Source organism: Xylophilus sp., assembly GCA_009914555.1.
Classification (GTDB): Bacteria; Pseudomonadota; Gammaproteobacteria; order Burkholderiales; family Burkholderiaceae_C; genus WNDY01.
Genome location: WNDY01000021.1, coordinates 1 through 24,576 on the forward strand (window position 1 = coordinate 1; position 24,576 = coordinate 24,576).

The 24,576-nt window shown below is 68.7% G+C and carries 22 protein-coding genes, 1 tRNA gene and 1 pseudogene; 9 read left to right on the forward strand and 15 right to left on the reverse strand.

Features of this window, described 5'->3' with window-relative positions; translation table 11 throughout:
- Positions 1 to 252: transposase (locus GAK38_RS11155; RefSeq protein WP_291781585.1), on the reverse strand; the 252-nt coding region annotated here is incomplete at its 3' end.
- A 100-nt stretch (positions 253 to 352) separates the two neighbouring features.
- Here GAK38_RS11155 and GAK38_RS11160 point away from each other — a divergent pair.
- A complete protein-coding gene (locus GAK38_RS11160) occupies positions 353 to 1,123 on the forward strand; it encodes a LysR substrate-binding domain-containing protein (protein WP_325344103.1) in 771 nt (256 codons plus the stop codon).
- A gap of 98 nt (positions 1,124 to 1,221) precedes the next feature.
- Here GAK38_RS11160 and GAK38_RS11165 read toward each other — a convergent pair whose 3' ends face one another.
- The 3 genes from GAK38_RS11165 to serS form a co-directional block, all read right to left on the reverse strand.
- Complete coding sequence (locus GAK38_RS11165; protein WP_325344105.1) at positions 1,222 to 1,707, reverse strand: Lrp/AsnC family transcriptional regulator; 486 nt, start codon at positions 1,705 to 1,707, stop codon at positions 1,222 to 1,224.
- Between the two features lie 124 nt (positions 1,708 to 1,831).
- Positions 1,832 to 1,921 (reverse strand) — tRNA-Ser (locus GAK38_RS11170).
- 22 nt (positions 1,922 to 1,943) lie between these two features.
- A complete protein-coding gene (gene serS / locus GAK38_RS11175) occupies positions 1,944 to 3,263 on the reverse strand; it encodes a serine--tRNA ligase (protein ID WP_325344107.1) in 1,320 nt (439 codons plus the stop codon).
- 162 nt (positions 3,264 to 3,425) lie between these two features.
- On the opposite strand from serS, the gene GAK38_RS11180 reads away from it, so the two are divergent.
- From GAK38_RS11180 to GAK38_RS11190, 3 genes are all read left to right on the forward strand, one after another.
- Entirely contained in the window at positions 3,426 to 4,415 is a 990-nt protein-coding gene (locus tag GAK38_RS11180) for an ABC transporter substrate-binding protein (RefSeq protein WP_325344109.1), read from the forward strand.
- A gap of 109 nt (positions 4,416 to 4,524) precedes the next feature.
- Complete coding sequence (locus tag GAK38_RS11185) at positions 4,525 to 5,451, forward strand: ABC transporter permease (protein WP_325344111.1); 927 nt, start codon at positions 4,525 to 4,527, stop codon at positions 5,449 to 5,451.
- Positions 5,451 to 6,245 carry an ABC transporter ATP-binding protein gene (locus tag GAK38_RS11190; RefSeq protein ID WP_325344113.1) on the forward strand — a complete coding sequence of 265 codons (795 nt, stop codon included), beginning with the start codon at positions 5,451 to 5,453 and terminating at the stop codon, positions 6,243 to 6,245. Before GAK38_RS11185 ends, GAK38_RS11190 begins: the two co-directional genes overlap by 1 nt.
- A gap of 108 nt (positions 6,246 to 6,353) precedes the next feature.
- Here GAK38_RS11190 and GAK38_RS11195 read toward each other — a convergent pair whose 3' ends face one another.
- The gene (locus GAK38_RS11195) at positions 6,354 to 6,914 is read right to left on the reverse strand and encodes a TetR/AcrR family transcriptional regulator C-terminal domain-containing protein (RefSeq protein WP_325344115.1); all 561 of its coding nucleotides are present in this window, start codon (positions 6,912 to 6,914) and stop codon (positions 6,354 to 6,356) included.
- Positions 6,915 to 6,975: 61 nt separating this feature from the next.
- On the opposite strand from GAK38_RS11195, the pseudogene GAK38_RS11200 reads away from it, so the two are divergent.
- Positions 6,976 to 7,950 (forward strand): annotated as a pseudogene (locus tag GAK38_RS11200) (FAD-dependent oxidoreductase); the annotation flags it as partial.
- 312 nt (positions 7,951 to 8,262) lie between these two features.
- Here GAK38_RS11200 and otsA read toward each other — a convergent pair.
- From otsA to GAK38_RS11225, 5 genes are all read right to left on the reverse strand, one after another.
- Positions 8,263 to 9,645, reverse strand: a complete 1,383-nt coding sequence (otsA, locus tag GAK38_RS11205) for an alpha,alpha-trehalose-phosphate synthase (UDP-forming) (protein WP_325344117.1) — start codon at positions 9,643 to 9,645, stop codon at positions 8,263 to 8,265.
- Positions 9,646 to 9,739: 94 nt separating this feature from the next.
- Positions 9,740 to 11,623 (reverse strand): glycoside hydrolase family 15 protein, encoded by a 1,884-nt coding sequence (locus GAK38_RS11210; RefSeq protein WP_325344119.1) that lies wholly within the window; start codon positions 11,621 to 11,623, stop codon positions 9,740 to 9,742.
- A gap of 35 nt (positions 11,624 to 11,658) precedes the next feature.
- Positions 11,659 to 12,393, reverse strand: coding sequence for a trehalose-phosphatase (otsB, locus tag GAK38_RS11215; RefSeq protein ID WP_325344121.1), 735 nt, complete (start codon positions 12,391 to 12,393; stop codon positions 11,659 to 11,661).
- 158 nt (positions 12,394 to 12,551) lie between these two features.
- Positions 12,552 to 13,805 carry a multifunctional CCA addition/repair protein gene (locus tag GAK38_RS11220; RefSeq protein WP_325344123.1) on the reverse strand — a complete coding sequence of 418 codons (1,254 nt, stop codon included), beginning with the start codon at positions 13,803 to 13,805 and terminating at the stop codon, positions 12,552 to 12,554.
- Positions 13,806 to 13,843: 38 nt separating this feature from the next.
- Positions 13,844 to 14,272, reverse strand: a complete 429-nt coding sequence (locus GAK38_RS11225) for an RcnB family protein (protein WP_325344125.1) — start codon at positions 14,270 to 14,272, stop codon at positions 13,844 to 13,846.
- Between the two features lie 217 nt (positions 14,273 to 14,489).
- On the opposite strand from GAK38_RS11225, the gene GAK38_RS11230 reads away from it, so the two are divergent.
- The gene (locus tag GAK38_RS11230) at positions 14,490 to 16,283 is read left to right on the forward strand and encodes a sensor domain-containing diguanylate cyclase (protein WP_325344127.1); all 1,794 of its coding nucleotides are present in this window, start codon (positions 14,490 to 14,492) and stop codon (positions 16,281 to 16,283) included.
- A gap of 91 nt (positions 16,284 to 16,374) precedes the next feature.
- On the opposite strand, the gene bfr is transcribed toward GAK38_RS11230, so the two are convergent.
- Positions 16,375 to 16,854 carry a bacterioferritin gene (bfr, locus tag GAK38_RS11235; protein WP_325344129.1) on the reverse strand — a complete coding sequence of 160 codons (480 nt, stop codon included), beginning with the start codon at positions 16,852 to 16,854 and terminating at the stop codon, positions 16,375 to 16,377.
- 322 nt (positions 16,855 to 17,176) lie between these two features.
- Between bfr and ahpC the strand changes: the two genes are divergently transcribed.
- From ahpC to GAK38_RS11250, 3 genes are all read left to right on the forward strand, one after another.
- Positions 17,177 to 17,752 (forward strand): alkyl hydroperoxide reductase subunit C, encoded by a 576-nt coding sequence (gene ahpC / locus GAK38_RS11240; protein ID WP_325344131.1) that lies wholly within the window; start codon positions 17,177 to 17,179, stop codon positions 17,750 to 17,752.
- Between the two features lie 165 nt (positions 17,753 to 17,917).
- Entirely contained in the window at positions 17,918 to 19,498 is a 1,581-nt protein-coding gene (gene ahpF / locus GAK38_RS11245; RefSeq protein ID WP_325344133.1) for an alkyl hydroperoxide reductase subunit F, read from the forward strand.
- Positions 19,499 to 19,523: 25 nt separating this feature from the next.
- Positions 19,524 to 20,180: a DUF4198 domain-containing protein gene (locus GAK38_RS11250; RefSeq protein WP_325344135.1), complete on the forward strand. Its 657-nt coding sequence runs from the start codon at positions 19,524 to 19,526 to the stop codon at positions 20,178 to 20,180.
- Positions 20,181 to 20,277: 97 nt separating this feature from the next.
- On the opposite strand, the gene GAK38_RS11255 is transcribed toward GAK38_RS11250, so the two are convergent.
- The 4 genes from GAK38_RS11255 to sdhA all read right to left on the reverse strand — a co-directional run bounded on the left by GAK38_RS11255 (position 20,278) and on the right by sdhA (position 24,565).
- Positions 20,278 to 21,588 (reverse strand): citrate synthase, encoded by a 1,311-nt coding sequence (locus GAK38_RS11255; protein WP_325344213.1) that lies wholly within the window; start codon positions 21,586 to 21,588, stop codon positions 20,278 to 20,280.
- Between the two features lie 67 nt (positions 21,589 to 21,655).
- On the reverse strand, positions 21,656 to 21,964 hold the full coding sequence (locus GAK38_RS11260; protein ID WP_325344137.1) for an FAD assembly factor SdhE: 309 nt from the start codon (positions 21,962 to 21,964) through the stop codon (positions 21,656 to 21,658).
- Positions 21,965 to 22,013: 49 nt separating this feature from the next.
- A complete protein-coding gene (locus GAK38_RS11265) occupies positions 22,014 to 22,721 on the reverse strand; it encodes a succinate dehydrogenase iron-sulfur subunit (protein WP_325344139.1) in 708 nt (235 codons plus the stop codon).
- Positions 22,722 to 22,756: 35 nt separating this feature from the next.
- Positions 22,757 to 24,565, reverse strand: a complete 1,809-nt coding sequence (sdhA, locus tag GAK38_RS11270) for a succinate dehydrogenase flavoprotein subunit (RefSeq protein ID WP_325344141.1) — start codon at positions 24,563 to 24,565, stop codon at positions 22,757 to 22,759.
- Between the last annotated feature and the right edge of the window lie 11 nt (positions 24,566 to 24,576).

The following is a 24,576-nucleotide window of genomic DNA, read 5'->3' on the forward strand; positions in this document are numbered from 1 at the left end:
GAAAGCGTTCTCCTCCTCCAGCCGCGCCACTTCACGTTTGAGCCGTGCATGTTCGGCCAACTCCAAGCGTTGTGCCTGATCGTCCTGGTCGTGCCGCCGCGCCTGGGCGCGCCAACTGTACAGCTGGGCAGGCTGCAACCCCAGATCACGAGCCACCGTGGTTACCCCTTCTGTGGCCGCTCGCAACAGTGCCTGCTGCCTGAACTCCAGGCTGAACTCCTGCCCCTTTCTGCCTGCCTTGCTCTTGGTCATCGTCCACCTCCTATTGCGATAGTTAATCGCTTATAGGGGTGTCCGTGAAACGGGGGCAAGATCACTCGGTGTTCCGCTCCTCCTGCGCAACAGCAGGCCATTGCGGCTCACCGAGGCCGGTCGGTTCTTTTTCGAGCAGGCCGTTCAGGTGCTGGATCGGGTAGACCAGATGGCGAGCGCCACCCGACGGCTTGGCCTGAACCAACGGGGGACGCTATCGATCGGATTCGTGCCGTCCACGCTGTACGGTGGCGTGCCGGTGGTGCTGCGCAAGCTGCGTGACCAGCACCCAAAGCTGGATATCCAGCTCGTGGAACTGTCGTCGATCCAGCAGGTCGAGGCGCTGAAGACAGGGCGCATCGATATCGGTTTCGGTCGTATACGCGCCAACGACGGTGCGGTCGAGCGCATGGTGCTGCGGGAAGAGCGACTGGTCGTGGCCATGCCGTCGACTTCCGCCGGAGGTCCCAAGCCGCAACCCATGCGGCTGGCCGAGCTGTCTGACCAACGGCTGATCGTCTATCCGAAAAGTCCCCGGCCGAGCTTTGCGGACCAGATTCTTGCGCTTCTCAACGGCTGCGGTGTCCGTCCTTCCGAAATCATCGAGGTCACCGAGCTTCAAACGGCCCTGGGTATGGTCGCATCCGGGGCGGGGGTCTGCATCATTCCCGCGTCTGTGACGTTTCGCGCCGATCTCCGCTATCGCCCGATCATTGATGCGAACGCTACTTCACCAATCATCATGTGCCATCGCCTGAATGACGATGGGTGGTACATCGGCGTGGTGAAGAAACTGGTGAAGGATCTGTATGCCACCGGACCCACTGCGTCAGGCTTGGGCTTTCCCCAGTTCCCCGAACACATCGTCTAGCGAAAGCGATTGCACAACCGCCTCGGGCGCATCGAGCGTCGTCGCATTGGCCGGCGAAGCACGCGGTGCACAGGGTGTTGGAGCGTACCGGCATCCATTCACGCCGGCCAGCCGGCCGCGTCCTTGATCGACTCCAGCATGAAGCTCGACCGGCAGTCGCGTACGCTCGGGTGCCGCAGCAGCGTCTCGGAGATGAAGCGGTTGAGGTGCTCCACATCGGTCACGGCTACGCGCATCAGGATGTCGGTGTCGCCGGTGAGGGCCACGCAGTCCACGACCTCGCGCCAGGTCTGCACGGCGGCCTTGAACTGGTCCTTGTGGCTGGTGCGCTGAGCGCCGCCATGCTTTTCGAGCCGCAGGGTCACGTAGGCCACGAGACTGATGCCGAGTGCCGATGGGTCGAGCACTGCACGGTAGCCGGTGATGATGCCGGCGGCCTCCATGCGTTTGACCCGCCGCAGTACGGCCGAGGACGACAGGCCGACGGCATCGGCAATGTTGTCGAAGGTGGCGCGCGCATGGCCCTGGAGGGTACGCAGAATGCGGCGGTCGATCTCGTCGATGGGGGATTCTTTGGCTGCCATGGCTTGCCTGTGGAAAGGCGGTGCCATCTTAATGACCGCCAAGCAGCGTGCGGCAACAGGTATGAGGAAAAACCGTATCCAAGAAAAAAGCGGCCCGAGGAGCCGCTTGATTCATTTTGCCTTATGGCGGAGAGGGTGGGATTCGAACCCACGGTACGCTTGCACGTACGCCTGATTTCGAGTCAGGTACATTCGACCACTCTGCCACCTCTCCTGGTCGAAGCGCGGATTCTACATCAGCTTTTGCGCAGGATTTCCGTGCCGCCGAGGTAGGGCCGCAGAACCGCCGGCACGGTGACGCTGCCGTCGGCGTTCTGGAAATTCTCCAGCAGCGCGACCAGCGTGCGGCCCACGGCGAGGCCCGAGCCGTTCAGGGTGTGCACGAGTTCGTTTTTGCCCTGGGCGTTCTTGAAGCGCGCCTGCAGGCGGCGGGCCTGGAAGGCCTCGCAGTTGCTGATCGAACTGATCTCGCGGTAGGTGCCCTGCGCCGGGATCCAGACTTCGATGTCGTAGGTCTTGGCAGCGCCGAAGCCGATGTCGCCGGTCGACAGCGCCACCACGCGGTAGGGCAGGCCGAGCTTCTGCAGCACGGATTCCGCATGGCCGGTCATTTCTTCCAAGGCCTCGTAGCTCTTCTCGGGATGCGCGATCTGCACCAGCTCGACCTTGTCGAACTGGTGCTGGCGGATCATGCCGCGCGTGTCGCGGCCGTAGCTGCCGGCCTCGGAGCGGAAGCAGGGCGTGTGCGCCGTGAGCTTGATCGGCAGGTCGGCCTCGGCCACGATTTCGTCGCGCACGAAGTTGGTCAGCGGCACTTCGCTGGTCGGGATCAGGTACAGCGCCGACTGGTCGGGCACCGGCTCGGCGTCCTGGCCGCCCTTCTTTGCGGCGAACAGGTCGGCCTCGAACTTCGGCAACTGGCCGGTGCCGCGCAGCGTGTCGGCATTGACGATGTAGGGCACGTAGCACTCGGTATAGCCGTGCTCGTCGGTCTGCAGGTCGAGCATGTACTGGGCGAGCGCCCGGTGCAGCCGCGCGATGGGGCCGCGCATGACGGTGAAGCGCGCGCCCGCCAGCTTGGCTCCGAGGTCGAAGTCCAGGCCGAGCGGCGCGCCGACGTCCACGTGGTCCCGGGCTTGCGTCACCTTCGGATCCTGGCCGTCGGGGCTCCAGCGGCGTACCTCGACGTTGGCCGACTCGTCGGCGCCCACAGGCACGCTCTCGTGCGGCAGGTTGGGCACGGCCAGCAGCAGCGCGTGCAGTTCCGACTGGATCTGGTCGAGCCGTGCTGCGGAGGCTTCGAGCTCGCCCTTGAGCGCGCCGACTTCGGCCAGCACCGCGTCGGCATTCTCGCCGCGGGACTTCAACTGGCCGACCTGCCTGGACAGGCTGTTGCGCCGGGCCTGCAGTTCCTCGGTACGGGTCTGGATCTGCTTGCGTTCGGCTTCGAGACTGCGGAAGGCCTCGACATCGAGGAAGGGCTGCGGGTTGCGGCGCGTCTCCAGGCGGCGGATGGCGCTGTCGAGGTCCTTGCGAAGGAGAAGAATGTCGAGCATGGCGGCGATTGTAGGTTTGCGCCGCGCGTGCGCCCTTCGCGGTGGCGCGGCGAAGCGGTGACACGCTGACGCATGGCAGTCATAATCCGGCTTCCCGCTGCGGCCGCGCCAGCGCTCGCGAGCGTCCCATCTACCGCTGAACGCCCGTCAAGGAGACGATTCGTGCACGCTGCTGCTGCTGTTCCTTCCTTCCTCCGCAATCCCCTGACGGCCCTGGCGCTCGCCGCGGCCGCGCTGGCGCCGGGCCTTGCCGCAGCGGCCGACGCCTCGGTCGCGGTCACGACCATCGTGGAGCATCCCGCGCTCGACGCCACGCGCGACGGCGTGCGCGACGAGCTGAAGGCCGCCGGCTACGAGCCGGGCAAGAACCTCAAGTTCGAATACCAGAGCGCCCAGGGCAACACCGGCACCGCCGCGCAGATCGCGCGCAAGTTCGTCGGCGAGCGCCCGAGCGTGATCGTGCCGATCGCCACGCCCTCGGCCCAGGCCGTGATCGCCGCCACGCGCGACATCCCCGTGGTCTACAGCGCCGTGACCGATCCGGTCGCCGCCAGGCTGGTCAAGGGCTGGGGCGCCTCGGGCACCAACGTGACTGGCGTGTCGGACCTGGCGCCGGTCGAGAAGCATCTGGAGCTCATCAAGAAGATCGTGCCGAACGCCAAGCGCCTGGGCGTGATCTACAGCCCCGGCGAGGCCAACTCGGTGGCCATCGTCGCCGCGCTGAAGAAGGCCGCCGGCCCGGCCGGCCTCACCATCGTGGAGGCGCCCGCGGCCCGCACGGTCGACGTGGTCAGTGCCGCGCAGAGCCTGGTCGGCAAGGCCGACGTGGTCTACACGCCCACCGACAACAACGTGATCTCCGCCTTCGAAGGCATCGCCAAGGTCGCGCAGCAGGCCAGGCTGCCGGTCGTGGCCGGCGACACCGACACGGTCAAGCGCGGCGCGGTCGCTGCGCTCGGCCTGAACTACTACGACCTGGGCCGCCAGACGGGCAAGATCGTCGTGCGCATCCTCAAGGGCGAGAAGCCGGGCGCCATCGCCTCGCAGGTCAGCGACACCTTCGAACTGCACGTCAACCCCGACGCGGCCCGCAAGCAGGGCGTGACGCTGTCGGACGCGCTGATCAAGTCGGCCAAGGTCGTCGTCCAGTAGACGCCGGCACCGCCGGCCGCCGCCCGTTCACGGCAGGAACGGGCGGTTTTTTGCTTTTATCCACCTCCAGAATCCATTCCACGATTCACCTGCCAGGGTCCGTCGCGCCATGTCCCTCATCGCATCGCTGGGCGCCATCGAAATCGGCCTGATCTTCGGGCTGGTCGCGCTGGGCGTCCACCTCTCCTTCCGCATCCTCGACTTTCCGGACCTCACGGTCGACGGCAGCTTCCCGCTCGGCGGGGCCGTCGCCGCCACGCTGATCGTGGCCGGCTGGAACCCCTTCGCCGCCACCGCTGCCGCGGCCGGGGCCGGCGCGGCGGCGGGCTTCGTCACCGCCTGGCTCAACGTGCGGCTGCGCATCCTGCAGCTGCTGGCCAGCATCCTGACGATGATCGCGCTCTACTCGGTCAACCTGCGCATCATGGGCAAGCCCAACCAGGCGCTGATCAGCGAGCCCACGGTATTCAGCATCCTGAGCTGGGGCGGCTGGCCCGACTACATCACCAAGCCGATCGTGCTGCTCGGCGTGGTCGTCATCGCCAAGCTGCTGGTCGACCTGTTCTACGCGTCGGAGACCGGCCTGGCGCTGCGCGCCACCGGCAGCAACCCGCGCATGGCCCGCGCCCAGGGCATCGCCACGGGCCGGCTCACGCTGGGGGGGCTCGCGTTGTCCAACGCCCTGGTGGCCGTGGCCGGCGCGCTGTTCGCACAGACCCAGGGCGGCGCCGACATCTCGATGGGCGTGGGCACCATCGTGATCGGTCTGGCCGCCGTCATCATCGGCGAGACCGTCGTGCCCTCGCGCAGCCTGGCGGTCGCCACGCTGGCCTGCGTGGTGGGCGCGGTGCTGTACCGCGTCTTCATCGCGCTGGCGCTCAACAGCGACTTCATCGGCCTGCAGGCGCAGGACCTGAACCTCGTCACCGCCGTGCTTGTCGCCATCGCGCTCATGGTGCCGGCCTACAAGCGCAAGGTCGCCCGCTGGATGGGTGGCGTGCGCGCGAGCTCCGACCATCGCAGGGGAGCCCGCTGATGCTGCGTGCCGAGCAACTCGAAATCACCTTCAACCCCGGCACGCCGATCGAGAACCGCGCGCTGCGCGGACTCGACCTGCAGATCCCGGAAGGGCAGTTCGTCACCGTCATCGGCTCCAACGGCGCCGGCAAGTCGACCTGCCTGAACGCCATCAGCGGCGACCTGCCGGTGGACAGCGGCAGCATCCACATCGATGGCGTCGACGTGACGCGCCGCCAGGCCTGGCAGCGCGCCGACCTGGTGGCCCGCGTGTTCCAAGACCCGATGGCCGGCACCTGCGAGGGGCTGACCATCGAGGAGAACATGGCCCTGGCCGCGCGGCGCGGCGAGCGGCGCGGCCTGCGCCTGGCCATCAACCGCGTGCTGCGCGAGCGCTTCCGCGAGAAGCTGTCGATCCTGGGCCTCGGTCTGGAAAAGCGCCTGTCGGACCGCATGGGCCTGCTCTCGGGCGGGCAGCGGCAGGCGGTCAGCCTGCTGATGGCCTCGCTCAAGCCTTCGCGCATCCTGCTGCTCGACGAGCACACGGCCGCGCTCGATCCCAAGACCGGCGCTTTCGTGATGGAGCTCACGGCCCGCATCGTCGCAGCCGGCCGGCTCACCACGATGATGGTCACGCACAGCATGCGTCAGGCGCTCGACTACGGCGACCGCACCGTCATGCTGCACGAGGGCCGCGTGGTGCTCGACGTGAGCGGCGAGGAGCGCCAGGGGCTCGACGTGCCGGACCTGCTGCGCATGTTCGAGCGCGTGCGCGGCGAGACGCTCGATGACGACAAGCTGCTGCTGTCATAGCATGGCAGGGGGTATGCAGCTATAGCGCCCGTCATAAGGGCGCTGTAAGTATATCCTGGCCAGAGTATATGCAGCGGTACCCGACGCCTCAGCCAGCGCTGCGACGGTTCAGCCGAGGGCGGCACGCCCCAGGCCCTCGATGATCAGGCGCAGCCCTGCGTCGAATGCCTCGTCGTGTCCCATGCCCAGGCCGTCGATCCCGTCGCCGGCGCCACCGGCGGATTGCTGCTCCAGCACGCTGCCGACCGTGAAGTGCCCGGCGGTGAGCATCGCGGTCTTCACTGCGCGCTCCGGCAACCCTGCGGCGATCAGGAATTCCATCTTGTGCAGGGCGCGGGAGAGGTCTTCGCCCTGGGGGTTCGTCCCGGCATGCAGCCTCGCTCCGTCGCGGTGCATCAGCAGGGCGCTGCGGAAACTGCCCCAGTTGCCGCGGAACCATTCGCGCCAGTCATCCGCCGGCCCCGGCAACGGCGCGGCGGCATGCGGCGCCATCGCGGCCTTGGCCATCGCCGTGAGGAGTTCCGCCTTGCGGCGGAAGTGCCAGTAGAGCGAGGGCTGCTCCACGCCGAGCCGGCGGGCGAGCAGCCGGGTGCTCACCGCATCGAGGCCGACCTCGTCGAGGAGGGCCAGTGCTTCGGCGACGATCACGTCGCGGTCCAACTTCGTCATGTTGACATTTTATCAGCGATAGGGAATGATCGAGTCATCTATCGATGATAAGGAGAGGCGGATGGCACCATCAGACACGGACGCGCGGCGTCTGAGAATCCTGGTCTGCGGCGGCGGCATCGCCGGGCTGGCGGTGGCGTTCTGGCTCGCCCGCGGCGGTCATGACGTCACGGTCGTGGAACGGTTTGCGGCGCTGCGGGCCAGCGGCGCACAGGTCGACCTGCGCGGCCAGGGCATTGCGGCGGTCGCGCGGATGGGCCTGCTGGAGTCGGTGCGCAGCAGGCTCGTCCATGAACCGGGCGTCGCCTTCGTCGACCGGCGCGGCAGGACCTGGGGCAAGGTCATGGCGAACACCTCCGGCAAGGGCCGGCAGACGCTGACCAGCGAGTACGAGATCATGCGCGCAGACCTGGTCCGCATCCTGCACGACGCGGTCCGGGACGATGTCCGCTTCGTCTTCGGCACGACGGTCGAGCGCTTCGCACAGGACGACCGCGGCGTGCTGGCCCGATTCTCCGACGGCACGGCCGACACGTTCGATGTGCTGATCGGCGCGGACGGCCAGGGTTCGCGCATCCGCCGCGACATCCTGCCCGCAGGCGCGCCGGATCCGTACCACCCCGTGGGCATCCACATGGCATACTGGTTCATCCCCCGGGATGCCAGCGACGGCGACCTGCGGCAGACCTACAGCGCCCCGGGCGGGCGCCAGATCATGCGCCGCAGCCACAGCGCCACCGAGAGCCAGGTGTACCTCGCGCTCTGGGAGCGGTCCGAGGAGGCCAGCGCGATCCACCGCCAGGACGTGCAAGCCCAGAAGCGGTTCTGGGCCGAGCGGTACCGCGATGCCGGCTGGCAGGTCCGGCGGTTCCTGGACGGACTGGAGACGACGGAGTTCTTCTACTCGCAGGAAGTCGTGCAGGTGCGCACCGGCACCTGGTCGAGCGGCCGCGTGGCGCTGGTCGGCGACGCCGCCTACTGCCCGTCGCCGTACAGCGGCATGGGCACTTCCGCCGCCCTCGTCGGCGCCTACGTGCTCGCCGGGGAGATCGGCCGCCATGCCGCCGACCTGCCGGCCGCCTTCGCGGCGTACCACCGCACGCTGCAGCCCTTCATCGACCACTGCCAGGCCGAGGTCAACCCCACCCTGCTGCGCATCGGATTTCCGAGGACCCGGCTCGGCACCTATGCGCTCCTGATGCGCTCCTGGCCCTGGGCGCGTTGCTCACCGTCACCCGGGCCGCTGACATCGCCGCCCGCTTCTCGACGGAAGACCGCGGCGGCGACTGGCTCCTGCCCGACTGCCCGGAGCTCGATGCCCGGAGGTGATGCCGGCCGGAGGCGGCGCTCAGCTGCCCGGTGCCTCGGCCAGCGCCTGCAGGAAGCTGCGCCGCCACCAGTGCACGTCCTGCTCGCGGATGCGCGCCAGCAGCTTCTGGTGGCGTTGCTGGCGCTCCTCGCGCGGCATCTGCAGGGCCCGCTGGATCGTCTCGGCCGTGCCGTGGGTGTCGTAGGGGTTGACCAGCAGCGCTTCCTTTAACTGCTCGGCCGCGCCGGCGAAGCGCGAGAGCACCAGCACGCCGGGGTCGCCCGGGTCCTGCGCGACGACGAACTCCTTGGCCACCAGGTTCATGCCGTCGCGCAGCGGCGTGACCAGCCCGACGCGCGCAACGCGGAAGATGCCCGGCAGCTTCTTGCGCGCGATGGTGCGGTGGATGTAGCGCACCGGCATCCAGTCGAGCCCGCCGTAGTCGCCGTTGATCGCGCCGCACAGGCTCTCCAGCTCGCGGCGGATGTCGCCGTAGGCGTCCACGCTCTCGCGGCTCGGCGAGGCGATCTGGATCAGCGTGGCGCTGTCGCGGTTCTCGGGATAGTTCGCCAGCAGTTCGCGGAAGGCGCGCACCCGGTGCGGGATGCCTTTGGAATAGTCGAGCCGGTCCACGCCGATCAGCAGGCGGCGGCGCTTGTACTCCTCGGCCATGCGCTCGTACATGTCGACCGCCTCGCGCGCATGGGTGAGCGCGGCGAACTCGTCCACGTCGATGCCGATCGGGAACGCGCGCGCATGCACCGTGCTGCCGAAACCCTGGAAGCGGTGGGCGTCAAGCGGCTGCGCACCGGCCTCCTTCTCGACGTAGCCGGCGAAGTGCGACAGATCGGTCTCGCTCTGGAAGCCCACGAGGTCGTAGGAGAACAGCGAGCGCACCAGCCAGGCGTGCTGCGGAATGGCCGCAAGGATCTGCGGCGGCGGCAGCGGGATGTGCAGGAAGAAGCCGATCTTCTGCCTGCAGCCCAGCGCGCGCAGCTCGGCCGCCAGGGGGATCAGGTGGTAGTCGTGCACCCAGACCGTGTCGTCGGGCTTGAGCAACGGCAGCAGCTTGCGCGCGAACAGCTGGTTCACCCGGCGGTAGCCCCCGATGTAGCCGCTGTCGAAGTCGGCCAGGTCCACGCGGTAGTGCAGCACCGGCCAGAGCACGCCGTTGCTGTAGCCCTCGTAGTAGCTCGCGTAGTCCTCGCGGCTCAGGTCGACCGAGGCGAGCGTGACGCGGCCGGCCTGGTGGCGGTGCAGTTCGCCTTCGCCGGGCGCGCCGTCCTCGGCGATCTCGCCGCTCCAGCCGAACCAGAGGCCGCCGGTCTCGTTGAGCGTTTCGGCCAGCGCCACGGCCAGGCCGCCGGCGGCGGCCTTGCGCGGATCGGCCAGGCGGTTGGAGACGACGACAAGGCGGCTCATTGGAAGACCTCCGCGCTGCGCGCTGCGGTGCGAACCGACGAAACACCTTCGCCTGCGGCTGCGGTGCGAGCCCCTTCGGGCGGCCGGGCGGTGCTCATATCTTCGAATCCCAGGGTTCCGACAGCCTCACGGCCGCGTTGATCAGGCCGACCATCGAATAGGTCTGGGGGAAGTTGCCCCACATCTCTCCGGTGACCGGATGGGTGTCCTCGGACAGCAGGCCGAGGTGGTTGCGCGCGGCCAGCATGCGCTCGAAGATGGCGCGGGCCTCGGCCTTGCGGCCGATGCGCGCGAGCGCGTCGATGCGCCAGAACGTGCAGATGTTGAAGGCCGTCTCGGGCCGGCCGAAGTCGTCCGGCGCCTCATAGCGGCGCATGAAGGGTCCGTCGCAGAGCGAGCGCTCCAGCGCCTCGACGGTGGAGACGAAGCGCGGGTCCTTCGGGTCGATGAAGTTGACCTCGGCCATCAGCAGCACGCTGGCGTCGAGGTCGCGGCCGCCGAAGCTCTCGGCGAAGGCCTGGCGCTCTTCGCTCCATGCGCGCTCGATGATCTCCTCGCGCATGCGGGTCGCATGCCCGCTCCAGTAGGCGGCGCGCTCGGGCAGCTCCAGCACCTGGGCGATCGTGGCGATGCGGTCGCAGGCGGCCCAGCTCATCAGGGCCGAGGAGGTGTGGATGCGTGCGCGCGTGCGCAGCTCCCACATGCCGGCGTCGGGCGTGCCGTAGACCTCGATCGCCTTCTCGCCGACCTGCTCCAGATAATGGAAGTCGTGCAGTCCCGAGCGGCGCAGCAGCCGGTGGTCGTGGAAGGCCTGGGCCGCGCCGAGCACGATGTTGCCGTACACGTCGTGCTGGCAGTGCTCCTGCGCCTGGTTGCCCACGCGCACCGGGCCCATGCCGCGGTAGCCGACGAGGGAATCGACGAACGACTCGGGCAGCTCGCGTTCCAGGCCGATGCCGTAGAGCGGCTGGATGTGCCCGCCCTTGGCACCGGCGACCACGTTGCCGAGCCAGCGCAGGTAGTCCTCCATCGTTCCCACTTCCGAGAGGCTGTTCAGCGCGCGCACGACGAAGAAGGCGTCGCGCAGCCAGCAGTAGCGGTAGTCCCAGTTGCGCTGGCTGCCCGGCGCCTCGGGGATGCTCGTGGTCATCGCCGCGACGATGGCGCCGGTGTCCTCGTAGAGCGAGAGCTTGAGCGTGATGGCCGCGCGGATCACCGCCTCCTGCCATTCCAGCGGCAGCGCCAGACGCTGGCTCCACTTGCGCCAGTAGGCCACCGTCTCCTGCTCGAAGAGGCGGGCGGTGTCGGCGATGCCGTCGGCCAGCGTCTCGTCGGTGCCGAGCAGGAAGTTGTATTCGCGCGTGATGACGAACGGCTGCTGCGCGAGCACGTGCGAGACCGGTGCGTCGGTGTTGAGCCGCAGCGTCATTTCCTCGCCGACGTAGCGGACGTGGTTGCTGCCGCGCGTGATGGTGGGCACGCTGCGGCCCCAGTCGTAGCGCAGGTCCAGCCGCACGCGGATGCGCGGCGAGCCCTGCACCGGCCGCACGCGGCGCACCAGCGTGAGCGGGCGGAAGTAGCGCGAGCGGCTGTAGAAGCGCGGGCAGAAGTCGGTCACCTCGATGCCGTTGCCGCGCGCGTCGCGCAGCTCGGTGCGCAGCACGGCGGTGTTGGGCTCGTACCACTGGCGGGCGCTGACCTGGTCCTCCAGCTCGATCGCGAAGGCGCTCGCGCCCTCGGCCGGGTGCAGCAGCGCGTCGAAGACCGGGTCGCCGTCGAAGCGCGGCAGGCAGCACCAGACGATGCGTGCATGCTGGTCGACCAACGCGCTGAAGGCGCAGTTGCCGATCACGCCGAGCGCGAGCGAGGGCGGCGCCAGCGGGCCGACGGAGCGGCCTTCCTCGGTCTCATGGGCCGGTTCCGCGCTGGCACTGGCGGCATCGCCTTCGAGCGGCGAGTCTTCGTGGGCGGGGGTCATGCGGATATCTCCGGAAAGAAGGCGGGGGCGGGCGCTCAGGCCGGCACGGCCTGCGCGGCGATCCATTCGCGCAGCGCCGCGGGGCCGGCGCAGCGCAGCGCCGCGGCCGTGGGGCCGCTGCCGACCTTGATGCCCTGGCCGCCGTGGGCCTGCACCGCGGCGAAGGCGGCCTCGTCGGTCACGTCGTCGCCGGCGAAGACCGGGTCGCGGCCGACGAACGGCGCGCCGGCCATGAAGACGTCGATGGCCTGGCCCTTGTTCACGCCACGCGGCTTGAGTTCGAGCACGAACTTGCCTTCGAGCAGGTCCGTGCCGGGCACGGCGGCCACGGCCTGGCGCAGCGTCTGGCGGCACAGGGATTCGAGGCCGGGCGCGTTGCGGTAGTGCAGCGCCAGGCCGGCGATCTTGCGTTCGAGCAGCAGCTCGGGGTGCTGGGCGACCAGCGCGGCCGCGGCGGCGACGGCCGCGTCCAGCGGCGCGGGCGGCAGGCCGTGGGCGCTGCCGTCGGCCATGCGGTACTGGGCGCCGTGCTCGCCGGCGACCGGCAGCACGAGGGGGTGGAGGAAGCGGTCGATGTCGGCGATGGGCCGGCCGGTCACGATGGCCAGCGCGCCGCCCAGCCGGCCGTGCAGCCGCGTGAGCTGCGCCACCAGCGCCGGCGGCACCCGCACCGCATCGGGCTGCGGCGCGATGTCGGCCAGCGTGCCGTCGAAGTCGAGGAAAAGGGCGGAGCGCGGCGACAGCGGAGGCAGGGGGCGGATCGTATCCATGAAGGGCGAACCATAACAGCGACGGTACTGTCGAGCTGTAGGACGGCCGCTGAACCTCCGCGCACAGAGCCGATGCGGCAGGAGGCTCGGTACTGGTGCCAGGATGCCCATGTAGTCGGCGAAAATAGCGCGCTGATGGTGGGTTGACGGGGGAGTATCTAGGCCGGCACGCCCAGCGCCTGCGCCACGGCCGCCTCGCGCGCCTGCGCGATGCGCTCGCCCACCTTCGGCCCCGCGAGGCCCGCAGCCTGGGCCTGCGCGGCGACCGCCGCCGTGTCCACCGCCTGCGCGGCCGCCAGCACCGCGAGCAGGCGCGGGCGCTGGGGGTAGGGCCGCTCCTGGAGCCCGAGCCGGCCGCGGGCGTCGCATTCGCAGGCCAGCAGCGCCTCGGCGAAGCGCGCGGGCTTGCGCAGCGCGTCGCAGCGGGTGAGCAGCCGCACCAGCGCCGCAGCGCCGAAGTGGCCGCTGCCGTGGATGTTGCCGTGCTCGCGCGCCACCAGGTCGGCCAGTGCGCGGCAGTCGCCCGGCACGCGCAGCCGCTCGCAGACGGCCGCGGCCAGCCGGGCGCTGCGGGCCTCGTGGCCGATGTGGCGCGGCAGCACGTCGGCCGGCGTCGTGCCCTTGCCGAGGTCATAGCACAGGCAGGCGAAGCGCACGGTGAGCGGCGCGCCAAGGCGCGCGGCCATGTCGAGCACCATCATCGCGTGCACGCCGGTATCCACCTCGGGGTGGTGGTCGGCGCGCTGCGGCACGCCCCAGAGCCGGTCGAGCTCGGGCAGCAGCACGGCCAGCGCGCCGCAGTCGCGCAGCACGGCGAACATGCGCGAGGGCGCGGCTTCCATCAGGCCGCGAGCCAGCTCCTGCCAGACGCGCTCGGGCACCAAGTGGTCGGCTTCGCCGTCCTCGACCATGCCGCGCATCAGCGCCAGCGTCTCGTCGGCCACGTGGAAGTCGGCAAAGCGCGCGGCGAAGCGCGCGACGCGCAGGATGCGCACCGGGTCCTCGCGGAAGGCATCGGTCACGTGGTGCAGCCGGCGTGCGCGCAGGTCGGCCAAGCCGCCGTAGGGGTCGATGAGGCCGGCCTCGGGGCCGCGCGCGGCGTCCCCGGCGCGCTGGGCCATGGCGTTGATCGTCAGGTCGCGGCGGGCCAGGTCCTGCTCCAGCGTGACGCCGGGGTCGGCCTGCACCGCGAAGCCCTGGTAGCCGCGCGCGATCTTGCGCTCGGTGCGAGCCAGGGCATATTCCTCGCGCGTTTCGGGGTGCAGGAAGACCGGGAAGTCGCGGCCCACCGGCAAGTAGCCCTGCGCAGCCAGCTGCTCGGGCGTGGCGCCGACGACGACCCAGTCGCGGTCGTGCACCGGGCGGCCGAGCAGCGCGTCGCGCACCGCGCCGCCGACGATGTAGGTGTCCATCGCGGCAGTGTACGGCGCGCGCGCCGCGCGGGGCGGCCTCAGCGGTTGAGGATGGAGGCGATGACGCCGGTGGCCACGGCGACGAGCACGTAGTCGGAGCCCACCTGCACCCAGCGGTGGCCCTTGGGCGGCGCCTTCAGGCCATGGGCACGCCAGTCGTCGACGTAGTGCTGCCTGTTGCGGTATTCGGTCGGCAGGCGCTCGCCCTTGTGGAAGTCCCTGCCGCGATGCACCCCTTGGTCCTGCGGGCCGCCGTTGGCCTGCTGCGGACGGGCGGGCTGCTGCTGCTGTTGCTGCGAGGGGCCGGAAGTGTGCTGCTGGTGCCCGTTATCGCCGCCGCGCTGCTGCGGCTGCTGTTGGCCCGCGCCGTCCTGCCGCTGGTCGTTGGGACCCGCCGGTTGCGCCACGGCGCCGAGGCTGGTGGCTGCCAGCGCGGCCGACACGATGAGCGAGGTCATTTTCTTCATGGGAGGCTCCTTGGAGAAGTGGCAAAAAGGTGTGGCAAAAGCATAGCCCGCGTGCGCAGCCGCGCTGTTGCAGAGACGTAAAGCACGCGCGGCGCCTTGCCAATGCCGACGGGGGCCAGCATCGGCGGCGATGCGCTGCCGCGCGGTCCGCCGGCAGCCGTCCAGCGCGTAACATCCTGGCACAATCCAGCCGCGTGGACCGCCCGGCACCCGGGCGATGTCGTCGATCGTGCTCCTTCTTCTTTCGCTCCTCCCCGCGCGGCTGTGCGGCCCGCTGCTCGCGCTGGCCATGGCGCTGGCCGCGCTGCCGCCGGTGGCCTGCGCGACGCAGGAGCGCGTGGCGCGCATCACGCCGCAAGCCGAAGGGCAGCCGGTCGTTGCCGAGATGGCCGTCTTCGAAGACACCACGCGCACGCTCGACATCGACGCCGTGCGCGCGCGGGCGCAGCAGGCCCGCTTCATGCATCCCGGCGATCCGCTGCGCGGCGCCGAATCCGACCGTGTGCTGTGGTTCCGTCTGCGGCTCCAGCTTGCCGACGCGGCCGATGCGCGGCGCGACTGGCTGCTGGTCGTGCCCACCATCTCCACCCACGAGCTGCGCTTCTACGGTCCCTACGGCGCCGACGGCCGGGTGCTGGCGCCGCCGGTGGTGACCGGCATGCGCTATCCGTGGAGCACCCGGCCGGCCGCGTCGGAGCAGATGGCCTGGCGCTTCCGCCTGCCCGATGCCCAGCCGTACACCGTGTACTTCCGCGTCGATTCGACCTTCGCCCGGTTCTACGCCGCCACCGTCTGGGACGCGACCGACTACCTCGTCCACACACAGGACAAGCGCATGTTCGACGGCGTGTGCTACGGCATGCTGCTGGGTCTGATCGTCTTCGGCGCGGTGATGCTGCTGGTCTTCCGCGAGCGCATCTATGCCTGGTACTTGCTGTCGTGCGCCAGCGCGCTGCTGGCGCTGGCCGGCTTCAACGGCCACACGCTGCGCTATCCGTTCGCCCACTGGCCGGCGGCCGCCGGCTTCTTCTACAGTGTGGCGCCGCCGCTGTGGGCGATCTCCAAGCTGATGTTCGGCCGCTCGCTGCTGCGGCTGGCGCAGTATGCACCGCGGCTCGACCGCGTGGTGCTCGGCATGGTGGCCGCGCTCGGGGCCGCCACGGTCTACGGGCTTACGGGGTCGCAGCCGCTGCTGCTGTTCCGGCTGGTGCAGGCGTCGGTCATGGTCTCCACCATCGTGCTGTCCGCCGGCGCCGTGGCCGCGATGCGGCGGCGCTACTGGCCGGCGGTGCTCTACTGCGTCGGCGTGGCGGTGCTGCTGGCCGGCATCTGCGTGATCATCGTGGCGAGCTGGGGCTGGGTGGCCTGGACGCCGCAGCAGATGGACGTGACGCAGGCCGCGCTGGTGGCCGAGTCCATCGTCTTCGCCGCGGCCATGGCGTCGCGCGTGCGGCTGCTGCGCCATTCCGAGCAGGCGCTGACGGTGCGCACCCGCGAGCTGGTCGAGGCGCTGGGCACCGACGCGCTCACCGGCGTGGCCAACCGCGCCGGCCTCACCGGCCGGGCCGAGGCCCTGCTGCGCACCGGCCGGCCGTTCGTGCTGCTGCTGCTGGACCTGGACGGGTTCAAGGCCGTCAACGACAGCCACGGCCACGCCGCCGGCGACGCGGTACTGGCCGCGCTGGCGCTGCGCCTGCGCACGCAGCTGCGGGCCGACGATCTGGTGGCCCGCCTGGGCGGCGACGAGTTCGCCGTGCTCATGGCCGGCGCGCCGTCGCACGAGCGGCTCCGCGCCCTGGCGCGCCGCATGGCCGCTGCCGCGGCCGACCCGGTGGTCTTCGAAGGCCGCCAGCTCGCCGTGGGCATGAGCCTGGGCATCGCGCGCCATCCGCAGGACGCGGCCACGCTGCCGGAGCTGCTGCGCGCGGCCGACCGCGCCATGTACACGGCCAAGCGCCGCGCCGAAGGCGCCGAGTGCTTCGTGTTCGCGGAAGACCTGCCGGCCGATTAGGAGCCGGAGTATGGGCCTCTGGCGCGCGTGCTTTCAAAGTGCTATGGAACAGCGCCCTGGGGAGTATGCGAGCGGCGACGCGCCCGCACGGTCACTCGTCGCCCTCGCCGAGCTGCGACTGCAGGTAGTTCTGCAGGCCGACCTTGCCGAGCACGTCGATCTGGGTTTCGAGGAAGTCGATGTGCTCCTCGGTGTCGTCGAGGATCTTGCGCAGCAGGTCGCGCGAGACGTAGTCGCGCACCGTCTCGGCATGGGCGATGCCTGCCTTGATCGTGGCCTGCGCGCCGTATTCGGTCTTGAGATCGGCTTCGAGGATCTCGGGCACGTCCTCGCCCACGTTGAGCTTGCCCAGATCCTGCAGGTTGGGCAGGCCGTCGAGCAGGAAGATGCGGTCCATGAGCCAGTCGGCGTGCTTCATCTCGCCGATCGACTCCTCGTACTCCTTCTTGGCCAGCCGGTTGAAGCCCCAGTGCTTGAGCATGCGGTAGTGCAGAAAGTACTGGTTGATGGCGGTCAGCTCGTTCTTCAGCTGCGCCTGCAGATGTGCGATGACCTGTGCGTCGCCTTGCATGGTGGGGCTCCCGTTGTCGTTGCGCTTGTAGGGGCGTGCCGGAAACCGGCGCGGTGGCGCGGATTGTCGCGGCGCGGCGAGGTGGCGGCAAGGCAAGCCCCCGCCGCGGCGGTCTGGTTGCGTCCGAGGTTGAAACGTGTTCGTATTGGCAGGCGGCGGGCGTCTCCGCAGGCTTCCGGCGCGCTTCCGGCAAGCCTCTTAGAATAGTCTAATCCAATTGATTTGATCTAGTCAATCAATTGGATTGATGGGATGCGATCTCCTATCCTTGCACCTGTCGCCTCTTCTTCCAACCCTCCTGTAGCTCAGCAAAGGAACCTCCATGTCCCTGATCAATTCGCCAGTCCAGCCCTTCAAGACCCAGGCTTTCGTGAACCGCAACGGCAAGGGCGAGTTCATCGAAGTCACTGAGGAAACCCTCAAGGGCAAGTGGTCCGTCCTGATCTTCCTGCCGGCAGCCTTCACCTTCAACTGCCCGACCGAGATCGAGGATTCGGCCGACAACTACGCCGAGTTCCAGAAGCTCAACACCGAGGTGTACATCGTCTCGACCGACACGCATTTCGCGCACAAGGTCTGGCACGAAACCTCCGAAGCCGTGGGCAAGGCCAAGTTCCCGCTGGTCGGCGACCCGACGCACCAGCTGTCCACCGCCTTCGACGTGCTGATCCCCGAGGAGGGCCTGGCGCTGCGCGGCACCTTCATCATCAACCCCGAAGGCGTGATCAAGACCGCCGAGATCCACTCCAACGAGATCGCCCGCGATGTGTCGGAGACCTTGCGCAAGCTCAAGGCGGCCCAGTTCACCGCGGCGCATCCTGGCCAGGTCTGCCCGGCCAAGTGGAAGGAAGGCGCTGCGACCATCACGCCGTCGCTGGACCTGGTCGGCAAGATCTGACGGCACACGGCGCGCGGACCTCGGTCCGCTGCACACGGGAGCGCCGCAGCGCGCTCCCCGGCCGGACCGGAGCAGGGCGTCCGTGCGCCAGGCCGTCCGGCTTTTTTTTGCCTGCCGCGGCCGCATCTCTTCCCTGACGAACAGCCTCTCGAAAAGGACACCACCATGCTCGACGACCAACTCCAATCCCAACTCGCCGCCTACCTGGAGCGCGTGACCCAGCCCTTCGAGATCGTGGCGTCGCTGGACGATACCGTCGCCTCGACCGAGACGCTGCAGCTGCTGCAGACCATCCAGCGCCTGCGCAGCGACAAGATCACGCTGCGCACCGACGGCAACGACGCGCGCAAGCCCTCGTTCACGCTGCAGCGCACCGGCACGCAGAACCAGCTGCGCTTTGCCGGCCTGCCGCTCGGCCACGAGTTCACCTCGCTGGTGCTGGCGCTGCTGTGGACCGGCGGCCATCCGCCCAAGGTCGAGCAGGACGTGATCGACCAGATCCAGGCGCTGGAGCCGGTCGAGGGCACCGAGTTCAATTTCGAGGTCTACACGAGCCTGACCTGCCACAACTGCCCGGACGTGGTGCAGGCGCTGTCGCTCATGGCCATCCTCAACCCCAAGGTCAAGACCACGGTCATCGAGGGCGGCACCTTCCAGGCCGAGGTGGAAGAGCGGGAGATCCTGGCCGTGCCGATGGTCTTCCTCAACGGCCTGGTGTTCTCCACCGGCCGCACCAGCGTCGAGGAGATCATCGCCAAGCTCGACACCGGCGCCGTGGCGCGCGACTCGGCCCGGCTGGCAGCCAAGGAAGCCTTCGACGTGCTGATCATCGGCGGCGGCCCGGCCGGCGCGGCGGCGGCCGTGTACGCGGCCCGCAAAGGCATCCGCACCGGCGTGGCGGCCGAGCGCTTCGGCGGCCAGGTCAACGACACGCTCGACATCGAGAACTACATCTCGGTTAGTAAGACCGACGGCCCGAAGTTCGCCGCCGCGCTGGAGCAGCACGTGCGCGACTACGAGGTCGACCTGATGAACCTGCAGCGCGCCCGGGCGCTGAAGCCGGCGGCCGCCGAGGGCGGCCTGATCGAGGTCGAACTGGAGAACGGCGCCACGCTGAAGTCGCGCGCGGTCATCCTCTCGACCGGCGCGCGCTGGCGCAACATGAACGTGCCGGGCGAGGAGCAGTACCGCACCAAGGGCGTGACCTACTGCCCGCACTGCGACGGCCCGCTGTTCAAGGGCAAGGCCGTGGCAGTGATCGGCGGCGGCAACTCGGGCGTCGAGGCCGCGATCGATCTCGCCGGCGTGGTCCGGCACGTGACGGTGCTGGAGTTCGCGTCGGAACTGAAAGCCGATGCGGTGCTCCAGCGCAAGCTGCGCAGCCTGCCGAACGTGGACGTGGTCCTCAACGCCCAGACCACCGAGGTCCACGGCGACGGCAGCCGCGTGACCGGCCTGAGCTACAAGGACCGCACGACGGACGAGGTGAAGCAGTTGGCGCTCGAAGGCATCTTCGTGCAGATCGGCCTGCTGCCGAACACCGACTGGCTCAAGGGCGCGGTCGAGCTGTCGCGCTTCGGCGAGATCGTGGTGGATTCGCACGGCCGCACCAGCGTGCCCGGCGTGTTCGCCGCCGGCGACTGCACCACGGTGCCGTACAAGCAGATCGTCATCGCGGCCGGCGAGGGGGCCAAGGCCGCGCTCGGCGCGTTCGACTACCTGATCCGTACTTCGGCGCCTGCATAAGCCATCCAGGAAGTCCATCGTCAGCGTGGATGCGAGCTTCATCGATAAGTTCTTCATTCCCGAGGTGGCCTTCGGCGACACGCGCTTCACGGTCACCACTCCCGGCGGGCAGCGCGTGCCGTTCTCGGACATCCACCAGTTCAGGACGCGCACCGTCGCCGAACAGAAGCTGCCCGACGAGCAAGGCACCTACCGCCTCAGCACCGGGCCGCGCCTGGGAGCGCAACGGCAGGACCGAGGTGGCGCGCGACCCAGGCCAGCCCCTTACCGAAGGCGGGAAGCTGACCGCGCACTACCAGTCGCTGTCCCTCTCCGAGGCCTACGTGAGCGCCGGCGCGCCCACGCGCGCTGCGCTCGCGCCCTACGGCAAGGGGCTGGAAATCGTGCCCGAGACCATCCAGGCGACCTGTTCGCCGGCGAGAAGTTCGAGTTCGCCGTGCTGTTCGACGGCCAACCGCTGGCGGGCAAGAAGGTGGACATCTACCGTTCTCCGATGGACCTGTCGAACCAGCACAGCGCCGAAAGCCTGGACACCGACGCGCAGGGCCGCATTACCTGGACCCCGGCCAGGCCCGGCATCTACCTGCCCCTGGTGCGCCACCGCGCCACGGCTCCCGCGGGTGCGGCCGCGCCGATGTACGGCCACAACTACACGCTGACGTTCCGCGTGCTGGATCCATAGCCGTCGCGGCTGCATGTCCCCATGAAAAAGCCGCGCTCTCGGGCGCGGCTTTTTCATGGGGGCGTCCCCGGGGAGTCCGGGAACGCCGCTGCGCGGATCAGCGCTGGTCGATCGGCTTGACGTCGCGGCGGGTGGCGCCGGTGAACAGCTGGCGCGGTCGGCCGATCTTGTATTCCGGGTCGCCGATGAGCTCGTTGAGCTGGGCGATCCAGCCCACGGTGCGGGCCAGCGCGAAGATCGCGGTGAACAGCGACACCGGGATGCCGATGGCGCGCTGCACGATGCCCGAGTAGAAGTCCACGTTCGGGTAGAGCTTGCGCTGCACGAAGTAGTCGTCTTCCAGGGCGATCTGTTCGAGCTTCTTGGCCAGGGCGAACAGCGGATCCTTCTCCAGGCCCAGCGCGGTCAGCACTTCGTTGGTGGTCTCCTGCATGAGCTTGGCGCGCGGGTCGTAGTTCTTGTACACGCGGTGGCCGAAGCCCATGAGTTTGATGCCCGAAATCTTGTCCTTGACCTGCTTGATGAAGTCGCCGATCTTCTCGACGCCACCGGCTTCCTGCAGCTGGTACAGCATGTTGAGCGCGGCTTCGTTGGCGCCGCCGTGGGCGGGCCCCCAGAGGCAGGCCACGCCGGCCGCGATGGCGGCGAACGGGTTGGTGCCCGACGAGCCGGCCAGGCGCACGGTCGAGGTCGAGGCGTTCTGCTCGTGGTCGGCGTGCAGGATGAAGATGCGGTCGAGCGCGCGCTCGATCACCGGGTTCACCACGTACTCCTCGGCCGGGTTGGCGAACATCATGCGCAGGAAGTTGCCCGAGTAGCTCAGGTCGTTGCGCGGGTAGATGAACGGCTGGCCGATGCTGTACTTGTAGGCCATGGCCACGAGCGTCGGCAGCTTGGCGATCAGGCGGATCGCCGAGATGTCGCGGTGCTCGAGATTGTTGATGTCGGTGTTGTCGTGGTAGAAGGCCGACAGGCCGCCGACCAGGCCGGTCAGCACGGCCATCGGGTGGGCGTCGCGGCGGAAGCCGCGCAGGAAGAACTGCATCTGCTCGTGGACCATGGTGTGCTTGGTCACGCGCTCGTCGAACTCGGCCTTTTGCGCCGGGGTCGGCAGTTCACCGTACAGCAGCAGGTAGGCCGTCTCGATGAAGTCGGCATTGACGGCGAGCTGCTCGATCGGATAGCCGCGGTACAGCAGTTCGCCCTTGTCGCCGTCGATGTAGGTGATGGCGGACTGGGTGGCAGCCGTGGAAAGGAAGCCCGGGTCGTAGGTGAACAGACCCGTCTGCGCATAGAGCTTGCGGATGTCGACCACGTCCGGGCCGATCGTGCCCTGGAAGACGGGAAGGTCCACGCTCGGGCTGCCGTTCGAGAACGACAGGGTGGCTTTGTAGTCGGCTTGCTTCAGTGTCATTTCCACTTTCCTTTAGAGAATATGCCCCGTTGATCCTTGCAGAATCGGTTGCGAGACGCTTTCAGTGCCTTTGCGGGGCCCCGCCCGCGCTGTGGAGCAACGCAAGCACTTCGAGCACTTCCGGCGTGGCCAGTCCTGCTTGCGGTAGCTTGCGCCGCAGCAGCAAGTCCAGCAGGTCGTTGTCCGCCAAGTCCATGAGCGCATCCAGCCCTCTGGCATGTCGCTCCGTCAGCGCAGCGCCGTAGCGTTCGAAGAACGACGTGATGAACAGGTCGTTCTCCAGCAGCCCGCGGCGGCACCGCCAGTGCAGCCGCCGCACGGCACGCTCGTCGAGCGGTGGCGAAGCGGTCGCAGAGGTGCCGACGTCCATTGTTTGTCTCCGATATGCGTAAGCTGTTCGCCGAGGTCGCCGCCGTCTGTCAGACGGCGCGCCGCACCATCAGCTCCTTGATCTTGCCGATGGCCTTCGTGGGGTTCAGTCCTTTGGGGCAGACGTCCACGCAGTTCATGATCGTGTGGCAGCGGAACAGGCGGTACGGGTCTTCGAGGTTGTCCAGGCGCGCACCGGTGGCTTCGTCGCGGCTGTCGGCGATGAAGCGGTAGGCCTGCAGCAGGCCGGCCGGGCCGACGAACTTGTCGGGATTCCACCAGAACGACGGGCAGCTCGTCGAACAGCTCGCGCACAGGATGCACTCGTACAGGCCGTTGAGTTCGTCGCGCTCCTCGGGGCTCTGCAGGCGCTCGCGCTCGGGCGGCGGCGTGTCGTTTTGCAGGTAGGGCTTGATGAAGTTGTACTGCTTGAAGAAGTCGCTCATGTCCACGATCAGGTCGCGGATCACCGGCAAGCCCGGCAGCGGCTTGAGCACGATCGGGTCCTTGAGCGTGCGCAGGTTGGTCAGGCAGGCCAGGCCGTTCTTGCCGTTGATGTTCATCGCGTCGGAGCCGCAGACGCCTTCGCGGCAGGAGCGGCGGAAGGCGATGCTCGGGTCCAACGCCTTGAGCTTGACCAGGGCGTCCAGCAGCATGCGCTCGTTGCCTTCGAGCTCGATCTCGACGGTCTGCAGGTAGGGCTTGGCGTCCTTGTCCGGGTCGTAGCGGTAGATCTGGAATGTGCGCTTTTGGGTCATGGTGTTCTACTCTCTCGTCGTGAGGCGGGCCGTTTTCAGAACGTGCGGACCTTGGGCGGCACGCTGTCGACCGTCAGGGGCTTGAGGTTCACCGGCTTGTAGGTCAGGCTGTTGGATGCGCTGTGCCACAGCGTGTGCTTGAGCCATTCCTTGTCGTTGCGGCCGAGCGGGAAGTCGGGGTGGTCGGCCGGGTGCTCGTAGTCGTAGACGGTGTGGGCGCCGCGGCATTCGTGGCGCGCGGCGGCCGAGATCATCGTGGCTTGTGCCACTTCGATCAGGTTGTCCACTTCCAGCGCTTCCATGCGGGCGGTGTTCCAGACCTTGGACTTGTCTTTCAGGGTGACGGTTCCCACGCGCTCGCGGATCGCGTTGATCTTGGCCACGCCCTCGTCCATGCCGGCCTGCGTGCGAAACACGCCCGCGTGGCCTTGCATCGTGGCGCGGATGTCGTTGGCCACGTCCTGCGCGTAGGCGCCGCCGGTGGATTCCTGCAGCTGGTTGAGCCGGGCGAGCGTGCGGTCGGCGCCGTCGGCCGGCAGCGGCTTGTGCTCGCCGCTGTTTCTGACGAACTCGACGATGTGCCTGCCGGCGGACTTGCCGAACACCAGCAGGTCGAGCAGCGAGTTGGTGCCCAGGCGGTTGGCGCCGTGCACCGACACGCAGGAGCATTCGCCCACTGCATAGAGGCCGCCCACGACCCGGTTGTGCACCTCGCCGTTCTGGATCACGACCTGGCCGTTGATGTTGGTCGGGATGCCGCCCATCTGGTAGTGGATGGTGGGCACCACGGGGATCGGCTCCTTGGTGATGTCCACGTTGGCGAAGTTGTGACCGATCTCTTCCACCGACGGCAGGCGCTTGCGGATCGTGTCGGCGCCCAGGTGGTCGAGCTTCATCAGGATGTAGTCCTTGTTGGGACCGCAGCCGCGACCTTCCTTGATCTCCTGGTCCATCGAGCGCGAGACGAAGTCGCGCGGCGCCAGGTCCTTCAGCGTGGGCGCATAGCGCTCCATGAAGCGCTCGCCGTTGCTGTTGAGCAGGATGGCGCCTTCGCCGCGGCAGCCTTCGGTCAGCAGCACGCCGGCGCCAGCCACGCCGGTCGGGTGGAACTGCCAGAACTCCATGTCCTGCAGCGGGATGCCGGCGCGCGCGGCCATGCCGAGGCCGTCGCCGGTGTTGATGAAAGCGTTGGTCGAGGCGGCGAAGATGCGGCCCGCGCCGCCGGTGGCCAGCAGCACGGCCTTGGCCTGGAGCGCGTAGAGCTCGCCGGTCTCCAGTTCGAGCGCGGTCACGCCGACCACGTCGCCGGATTCGTCGCGGATCAGGTCCAGCGCCATCCATTCGACGAAGAAGTTGGTCTTGGCCTTGACGTTCTGCTGGTACAGCGTGTGCAGCATGGCGTGGCCGGTGCGGTCGGCCGCGGCGCAGGCGCGCTGCACCGGCTTTTCACCATAGTTGGCGGTGTGGCCGCCGAACGGGCGCTGGTAGATCGTGCCGTCGGCATTGCGGTCGAACGGCATGCCGAAGTGCTCGAGCTCGATCACGACGTTGGGCGCCTCGCGGCACATGAACTCGATGGCGTCCTGGTCGCCCAGCCAGTCGGAGCCCTTGATGGTGTCGTAGAAATGGTAGTGCCAGTTGTCCTCGCTCATGTTGCCGAGCGAGGCCGACACGCCGCCCTGGGCCGCGACGGTGTGCGAGCGGGTCGGGAACACCTTGGACAGCGAGGCCACGTTCAGGCCGGCGCGGGAGAGTTCGAGCGCGGCACGCATGCCGGAGCCGCCCGCGCCGACGATGACGACGTCGAACTTGCGGGTGGTGATGTTGGCTTTGGTGTAACTCATGGTTCTTGTCT